The sequence below is a fragment of the Pseudoalteromonas amylolytica genome (assembly GCF_001854605.1).
In the GTDB taxonomy this organism is placed as follows: domain Bacteria; phylum Pseudomonadota; class Gammaproteobacteria; order Enterobacterales; family Alteromonadaceae; genus Pseudoalteromonas; species Pseudoalteromonas amylolytica.
The window spans coordinates 1-8,905 of the sequence record NZ_MKJU01000008.1 but is presented as its reverse complement, the minus strand read 5'-3'; the positions used below and the strand labels follow the sequence as shown (position 1 = coordinate 8,905).

The 8,905-nt window shown below is 44.1% G+C and carries 2 protein-coding genes; both read right to left on the bottom strand.

Annotated features, from left to right (window positions below):
- Nucleotides 1-18: 18 nt before the first annotated feature.
- A complete protein-coding gene (locus BET10_RS03770) occupies nt 19-3,483 on the bottom strand; it encodes a non-ribosomal peptide synthetase (RefSeq protein ID WP_170829108.1) in 3,465 nt (1,154 codons plus the stop codon).
- 2 nt (nt 3,484-3,485) lie between these two features.
- Nucleotides 3,486-8,905 (bottom strand): non-ribosomal peptide synthetase (locus BET10_RS03765; protein WP_070983505.1); only part of this gene is annotated, 5,420 nt, incomplete at its 5' end.

The window sequence follows — 8,905 nt, the reverse complement described above, 5'->3', positions numbered from 1 at the left end:
GTGAGGAATAACAATGCGTTAATGCTCAACCAATTTACTCAAAACCTGTTGAGCGATATCGTTAGGAAGCGACATAAAAAACGCTTCAAACGCTTCTTCTGTTTGCTGCTGCATCGCTATTTTTTCCGCCAGTACTAGCGTCAACTCTTCTATCGTAGCGTTCTCAAAAAGGTCTTTGAGTTCAAGCTTGACATTGAACGAGCTATTCAGCTCAGACAATATCCGAACCGCTAAAATAGAGTGTCCACCAAGCGCAAAAAAGTTGTCATCGACCCCAATACGCTCCGCTGGAATATGTGTTTCCCATTGCTTGAAAACCGCCTCTTCTAAATCGAAGCTGGGCACCTTTCTTTCTTTGTTGCCAACCTCAGTACAAAACAACTCGGTTAGTTTTTCAGTATCTATTTTATCGTTCACCGTAAAGGGTAAGTGCTCTAACCAAACGAAAGATTGAACCTGCATATAACTGGGGAGTGCAGCACGTAACCTTGTTATGATTTCTTTCTCATGCCGTGCTTTCTCATCATCAGCACATGCACTCGAGTGTGGCACCAAAAACGCAGCTATCACTGGGTGTACAGACGCCGAATTAATGACTAACACTTCACACGCTGAAATGGCATCACTGACGTTGATATGGAATTTTATTTCTTCTAGCTCGATTCGATTACCACGCACTTTTACTTGCTTATCAACGCGACCTAAAAACTCTAGCTTTTCATTGTGATTAAACCTAACAATATCACCAGTGCGATATAAGCGGCGCTTTACCCCATCCGATAAAGTCACCATAGAAAAGCGCTCTGCTGTTAACTCTGGTTGATTAAGGTACTCAATCGCAAGTTGCTCACCGCCAATGTAAAGCTCTCCCACGGCACCAAACGGCACCATTTCCTTGTTTTCATTGAGCACGAAATGGTGTGCTCCCAAAGTTGGTTTACCTATATTTACAGGCTCATTAGGAGACAATATCGAGTAACTAGAAATGACCGTGGTTTCGGTAGGCCCATAGCAGTTAACAAACTGATACTTCTCGCTCCATTCATTACATAACGCTTGTGGTACAGCTTCGCCACCAATAAACAAGTACTTTAAAGTGTATGCTTCTTTGCTTGAGATAAATTTGAATACGTTGGGCGTACAGGTAGCGTGAGTGATTTGTTCATCAATCATCTTGTTTTGCAATGTTTCACTACACAGGCGCTCTTCCTTCGTACAAAGATGTAAAGATGCACCTGAGCATAGTGCCATACACCATTCCCACACACTGGCATCAAAGCAATAAGGAAAATACTGCAGTACTTTACTGTCTGAAGACACGTCAAATGCTTGTTGTTGCCAATGTGCGAACCAAGAAACGCTGCGATGGCTAATTACCGTGCCCTTTGGCTGACCGGTAGAGCCTGAAGTATAAATAATATAGGCCGGATCATTCGCTGAAAGTTGAAAAGCGACATTCACGGAATCAATTTCGCAATCAGCAATATCTTGTCGGACTTGATTCGAATCGATTTGGATTATTTGGCACTGGCTCTGAAGCTCAGCAATGTGCTTTGCTTCACCTTCACAAGTAATCAAGACTTGAGGAGCACAATCCTCAAGCATGTAGGAAAGCCTTTGAACCGGATGCTCAGGGTCAAATGGCACATAAACAGCACCAGCTTTTAAAATACCTAGCAAAGTTACGAAAAACTCAGCCTGTCTTGTTAATAATATGCCAACGCGCGCATGCTTCTGCACCCCATTTTTTATCAGGTAATTTGCTAGTTGGTTGCTTCGCTCATTCAGAAGCTGGTAGGAAATTGTGCCTTGAACATCTACAATCGCGGCTCTTTTAGGATTGCACTTAGCTTGCGCATTGAACAGCTCATGAATGAACTCAGTCCGCGGTCTTTCACTGTTGCTTTTGTGACGTGAATTAGACAGCGCCATAAGGTGATCAATCTCATCAGAAGTTGCAGCTAACAATTCAGAAACCGCAACATCATTAAGATTTTCTATCCTTGTAAACTGCCTTAAACTATCCATAGTTTGTTGCGCCATGACTTCCATTCTATGCGTACCAAACAAGTCTGTATTATACGCCCAAATAAGCTCTAACTCATTATCATAGTTACGAAAGTTTATATCAATGTCAAACTTTATTTGTTCACTCTTCGAACTATATCCGCGAGTTCCCTCTAGGACTTCAACAAACTCTTCATCCTCATTTTTCAAATTAAGCATAATTTGAAAAAGTGGATTATATAAGTTACTTCGACTCGCACCTGCAGCTTCTAGAACCAACTCAAAAGGCAGTTCTTGGTTGCTTTGTGATAGTTGATTTACTGACTGCACATGCGATAAATACTGTTCTACCGTGTCGTGACTCGTCGACGTGCGTAGCACAAGGTTATTAACAAAAAACCCCATTAGCCCAGTCGTTTCAGCATTCGTTCTGTTAGCAACGGGGGAACCGATAACAACCGTGTCATGTTGACTGTGCTTGGATATCACCAGTCCCAATGCCGCATGTAACAACATAAATAACGTAACACCACGCTTTTTAGCAAACGCTTTTAACGCCTCGGTGTCTTCACTACCTAAAAGTAAACGGACTTCACCTGCTCGGTTAGCCGATTGCGCCTTTCTTAGACCATCTAAAGGTAAACAGTGTACATGAGGGGCATCTTTTAGCTGCTCCCGCCAAAATGCCTTCTGTCGCTCAAACCCGCCTCTGTTTTCTATTTCTTGTTGCCACTGGGCAAAGTCAGCATATTGGATCTGTAATTCAGGCAGGTTCGGTTCGCTGCCTTGTAGGAACTTTGTGTAACAGTGCATAAACTCGGTAAGGAAAATGTCGGTCGATACCGCATCTGTAACAATATGATGAAAGCAAAAATTAACAACGGTTAGCTTTTTCTCTTGGTCGTTAGCGCATTCCAATACACAGACACGCATCAACGGACCCTCTTCCAAATCAAAAGACTCTTGGTTCTCTAATTGCAGCTTCGATTGAATTTGCTCGTGTAGCTTTGCGTGCGATATATAGTTTATTACTTCAAAGTGGGTAGGTATTTGAACGCTTTGTTGTATGCATTGTTCAACGCCTACACTTGATGCCACAAATGTAGTTCTTAAGACTTCGTGTCGTTGAACAATGTGTGCCAATGCTTGTTTAAAAGCATTTTTATCTACGCCGTTGTCAATTTGAGTAGTCAAAACAACATGATTGCGAGCACTGCTCTCATCAATTTGCTGCGCAAGCCATAAACGCTGTTGCGCAAAAGATGCTAACAGAGGTTTCGTTCTGTCTGCTTTACCGATCTGGACATGATTTTGACTATGTTGCCTTAACCAATCCACCAATACACTTTTACTTTCCTTCAGGCGACTCAAAAACTCAGAGTCTGCATTTTTGAGTTCACCTTGTAACTTCAAGTCGCCATTGGCATCTAAAGATACTTTTAAGTCTCTTCGTTGAATATCTCTGACTAATTCCATGATCATATTATTATCTCTGCACTCTCATCAGCCACGGTACCTTCCGTAACTTGGTTCCATTGGTTACCCAATAGTGATAGCTCTATCACCTCAGCTTGGGTTTTAATCGTTTGATTTTGATAAATATCTTGCAGTTCTATAGTGCTAGAAAGCTTACTGTTAATTTCTTTTAACAGCTGTAGCATTAGCAATGAGTGACCGCCTTCGGCAAAAAAGTTTGACGATGCAGACAATGATGTAACCTCAACACCAAGCAGTTCAGACCAAATATCCGCTACAGAAAGCTCCATATCACTTTCTAGACCTCGGCTTTGCTGTGCACTATGCAGGCTTTGAGTCAGCGCATTCAGATCGACTTTACCGTTCGCTGTAAGCTTAAATTCACGCTCAAAGATTATTTCGGAAGGCATCATGTAAAAGGGTAGAACCCGTGACAATGCAGTAAATAATTCATCTTGATTGCATTGGCTATGGGTCGTTATCACATGCGCGATCACTTGCCCTTTGTCCATCCTCACAACAGCGTTTTCTACTGCTTCGAACCGAAGAATTGCTTCTGTTATTTCAGATAATTCAACGCGGTAGCCGTGCAATTTCACCTGTGAGTCAACCCGTCCCAAATACTGTAAATTGCCTTCACTATTTAGACGAACTAAGTCACCTGTTTGGTAAAATCTATCTTCTGCGTTTGGTAGATCAAAAATCGAACTATGGACGAATTTACGCTCACTCTCTTGTTTCATATTGAGATAGCCTTGCGCAAGACCTGGGCTTGAAATATACAATTCTCCAGCTTGCCCTGGCGCGACGAGTTGCCGTTTCTTATTAAGTACCAAGGCTTTAACACCTGGCATTGGCTTACCGATAACAACTGAACCGGTACCACTATCACCGTCGTTTATTTCATGATAAACACAACCAACTGTCGCTTCTGTTGGTCCGTACTCATTAATGATCCTGCATTGAACAAATATCTCTCTTAGTCTCTTTACAAGGTTCCATTCCAAGCTTTCTCCACCAAGTACAAACACGTGTGCAGTTGGAATAATTTGACCCCGTAAAGAAGCGACCAAGGCACTAATGTGAGAAGGCGTTAACTTTAATAGTTGCGGCGTGTGTTCTGCACTCAATCTTGAGCAGAATTGGGCAAATTCATCATCCCCTTCTCTGACGAGTCTACAAACTCCACCCGTTAAAAGAGGCCCAAAGACTGAAGTGATGGTCAAATCAAATGCCATATTTGTGCAAATCAATGATCCGGAACATGCCTGAACATAGCATTGTTCAACGTTCTCAAGGTAATGTGATAAGCTGTGATGACTGATCATCACTCCTTTTGGACGTCCTGTTGAACCGGACGTATAAATGACATACGCCGTCGTATTTTTTGCTGAGCATGGGGTTAGATCTGAGTTCACATTATTTACTACGCCGTCTTCAACAGCACCAAGTACAGCTAAATTGACTGCAAATAACGGTGTGTCTATCCCTTCGTCTAGTGGTGTTTTATCTGTGAACATATCCGTATCCACTAACATTAACTGACTCTTAGTATCTTCAAGGATGTAACGTAAACGATCGACTGGGTTGTTCGGGTCCAATGGGACATAACCGTTGCCTGTTTTAAGCACCGCTAAGATAGCGACAATATACTCAACTGAACGATTCATGCAGATTGAAACATACTGTCCTGAAGTGACTCCTTGTTCGACTAGCTGTTGTGCCAGCTTGGAAGAGTAGTAATCAAGCGCTTGATAAGAAAGCTGTTGGGTTCCATCACAAACGGCCAATTGAGATCCTTTACTTGCTGCTATTGTAGAAAACTGCTTGTGGATCAAAGTGTCTTCATCAAACTTCACTGATTGACCACAAATCAAAGCTGCTGAACTCGCAAGCTCGCTATCGTGGTGCATCTGAAGCACACTAAGCGGCGTGACAGACGCACGAATCGTTGACACTTTATCCTCTGCACACAGCGCAAACTGTGTAAGTATATTCAGTAGATGGCTTCGCAAGTAATGTATTTGTTCATCACTGTATAGGCCTGGCTGCGTATCTAGACTCACACGTAAACATTCATCTAAATGCGCTATCACACTTACTTTGTAGTTATTGCCTTCATAGTTAGTAATATCATTCACTTCAAGCGCCGCTTGTTGTGCATTTTTACTAATATTTTCGTCAACCGGATAGTTCTCGAAAATAAACAAACTATCAAATAGTTGCTGCTGTGTAGGCGCTAACTGCTGAATATCTGATAGGGGTAGGTAACTATAACTGTCCGCATCGACTAAATCTTTGTGTAGTTGACGCAACCACTTTTCTAGCGTTTGTGATTCATCCACCGTAACCTTCATCGGCACCGTGTTGATAAATAGCCCCACCATCTCATCAACACCTTTGAGCTGCGCCGGACGCCCCGATACTGTGACACCAAACATTACCTGTGATTCACCACTGTAACGGCTCAATAATAGGCTCCAAGCCGCTTGGACTATCACATTCACTGTTGTTTGACACGCTCGTGCAAGCTTCACCAACGCCGCTGTTTTCTCCGCCTCTAAACTAAACCGTGCCTGATGAATACCGTTTCGTGCTTCTTCGTGCTCACTGACCTCTACCCCATACCCTACAAATGGTAAGGGAGTGACCCCTTCTACGTCCCTAAGGTGGTGATGCCAATATTCCCTTGCCGCTGTCGCTGGCTGCTCCGCTAACCATTGGACATACCCTTTGTAAGGCTCCACCGCACCAAGCTGTGCTTCACTGCCTGTTTGAAGTGCTCGGTAATACTCTGTCACCTCTCCAAACACCAGCGACGTACACCAACCGTCTAATAGGGCGTGATGGTGTGTCCAAAGTAGTACTTGTTTTGTACCCTCTGCTGCCTCTGACAAGTTGAACACCGTCAATCGCATCAATGGGGCATGAGCCGCTATAAACCCTTTCGCTTTGTCTTCTGTACGATACTGCTCTATCGCTGCTTGCTGTGCTACCGGCGTCAGCTCTAATAATGAGATCTCCTGCCAATCCAGCATCACATCCGATTGTACTAATTGGTGTGCATTACCGTCTTCTACACCCACAAAGCTGGTTCTGAAAATATCATGTCTCGCGATTACCTTTTCCCATGCTTGTCTAAAGTGCTCAACATGTAAATCCGTAAACTCTACTTTCACTTGGGTCGCGTAACTGTCTGACGACAACAAGCTATGAAATAGCATACCTTGTTGCATACCCGTCGCCGGATATAAGTCTAATAGCCGCCCCTTCGTTAAGCTTGACCAGTCTATTAATGCCTGCTCTGTAACCGTGGCCAGCGGAAAATCACTGACAGTAAACCGCCCCGCTAACTCGCCTCGGTTAACTTGCTGACAATGCGCTATTACCGCTGCCAGACCAGCTTCATAGGCCGCCATCCACTGTGCGATAAACGTTTGCGAATAAGCCGCTTTGTCATACCCTAAGCTGATATGAAGCTGTCCCTTTTCTACAAATCCATTCAATGACAAACCATACGCCTGCGCACGACGAACACTCACGCCTTGTCCTGTTGATATATCTGCTCGGCTGAATTTTTGCCGCTCCCCTGTGGACGCATCGAATTGGCCTAAGTAATTAAACAACAGTTCGCTGCCTGCATCACCTTCTGATAGCACCGCATGTCCTTCTACTGAGCCAACCCCATGGCGTAATAAACCGTACCCTATGCCACCATTTGGGATCCCTCTATACTGCTCTTTTACTGCACAAATGAGCGCTGCAACATCATCACTGTCATGGCTTAACAAGCATGGATAAATACTCGTAAACCACCCTAAGGTTTCACTTAAGTCAATTTCATCGCTCAGGGCTTCTCGACCATGGCTTTCTAAATCCAATCGGATACCCGATACACCTTGCCACTGCTTCATACCCACAAACAAACCCGCCAACAACAACTCGTTGATACGCGTTCTATATGCCTGATTACTCTCGTTAATTAACTGAGATGTCAAAGCCGTAGATAAACTAAAGTTGGCTTCTTCATAGGTGGTCGCCAATCCATGTTCAGGAGCCGATGCGCTCCAACGAGCAACCGGACTAGACACCACCGCTTGCCAATAACCCAACTCATCAACCACACTTGAGCGTTGGGCGTAGTCTTCCAAAAACTCTCCCCACTGTTGGTAAGATGAGCTTTTCGCACCCAGTTTCAAGGCGTTACCCGCTTGGTGTTGCTCAAATAACGTGGTTAAGTCATCCAGCAGCACCCGCCACGATACACCGTCTATCACTAAGTGGTGAACGCAAATAAACACATGCTGATCTTGCTTGGTCGGCTCTAGATTCTTAACTAGCACCGCTTTCATCAAACGACCCGCTGTGATATCTAAACTCTTATGCACTTGCGTTGCGTAATCAGCAAATTCGCTGATCTGCGCTTGAGCACTCGTAAGTGGCCATGTGATCTGTGATACCAGCGATGAGATTGATTGTGCACTGTGTGCTACATACTGTCCCTGCCACTGCTCATCACGCGATTTTGTAAACACTAAGCGTAATGCATCGTGACGCTGATAAAGCTCAGTGAACATAGCCTGTAGTAACTCCAACGTCAGCGTGTCTGGTACTTGTAATAACAAGCTTTGGTTGAAGTGATTAATATCCGTTTCATCCGTGAAGAACTCACGATGAATGGGTAACAAAGGTTGTGCTCCGCTCGTGGCTTCTTGTGGTGCAAGTACCTTTGGTCCCGTGTTCACACTGGTGGCTAAACGACGGATAGTCGGCATATCAAATAGGGCTTTAACACTAAAGAACAGCCCTGCCTTTGCCGCTTTTGAAACTACCTGAATCGATAAGATAGAGTCACCACCAAGCTCAAAGAAGTTAGCATCAATGCTAAGCTGCTCCGCTGCCAAACCTAATAGCTCAGCCCAAATCACCACCAATTGCTGTTCAATATCATTCATTGGAGCAACATAGTTACTGACTGCGATACTCGCCCAATCAGGCATAGGTAATTGCTTTTTATTCACCTTACCATTGGCTGTCAGTGGCATTTCATCCAATACCAAAATCGCACTTGGCACCATGTAATCGGGTAGCTGCTCGGTAAGTCGTAACTTCAAAGACGACACCACCTCCGCGCTAATTGCTTCCTTGTTACTCAATACCACATAGGCAACCAACTGCTTTTTATTCGGCTCATCTTCACGTGCGACCACCACACAAGACTGCACATCACTTGACTGAGAAAGCTGGTACTCAATCTCTCCAAGTTCAATACGGAACCCTCGGATCTTGACCTGATCATCTTTACGCCCAATGAACTCAATATTGTTATCCGGTAGTTGACGAACCAAATCGCCAGTACGGTATACTCTTTCTTCATGACCTTCGTACAAACTAACCGTGATAAAACGCTCTGCGGTTAATT

Excerpts from the sequence above, each read along its gene's own strand:
- BET10_RS03770 (WP_170829108.1), bottom strand. The coding sequence starts at position 3,483 with ATGGAATTAGTCAGAGATATTCAACGAAGAGACTTAAAAGTATCTTTA.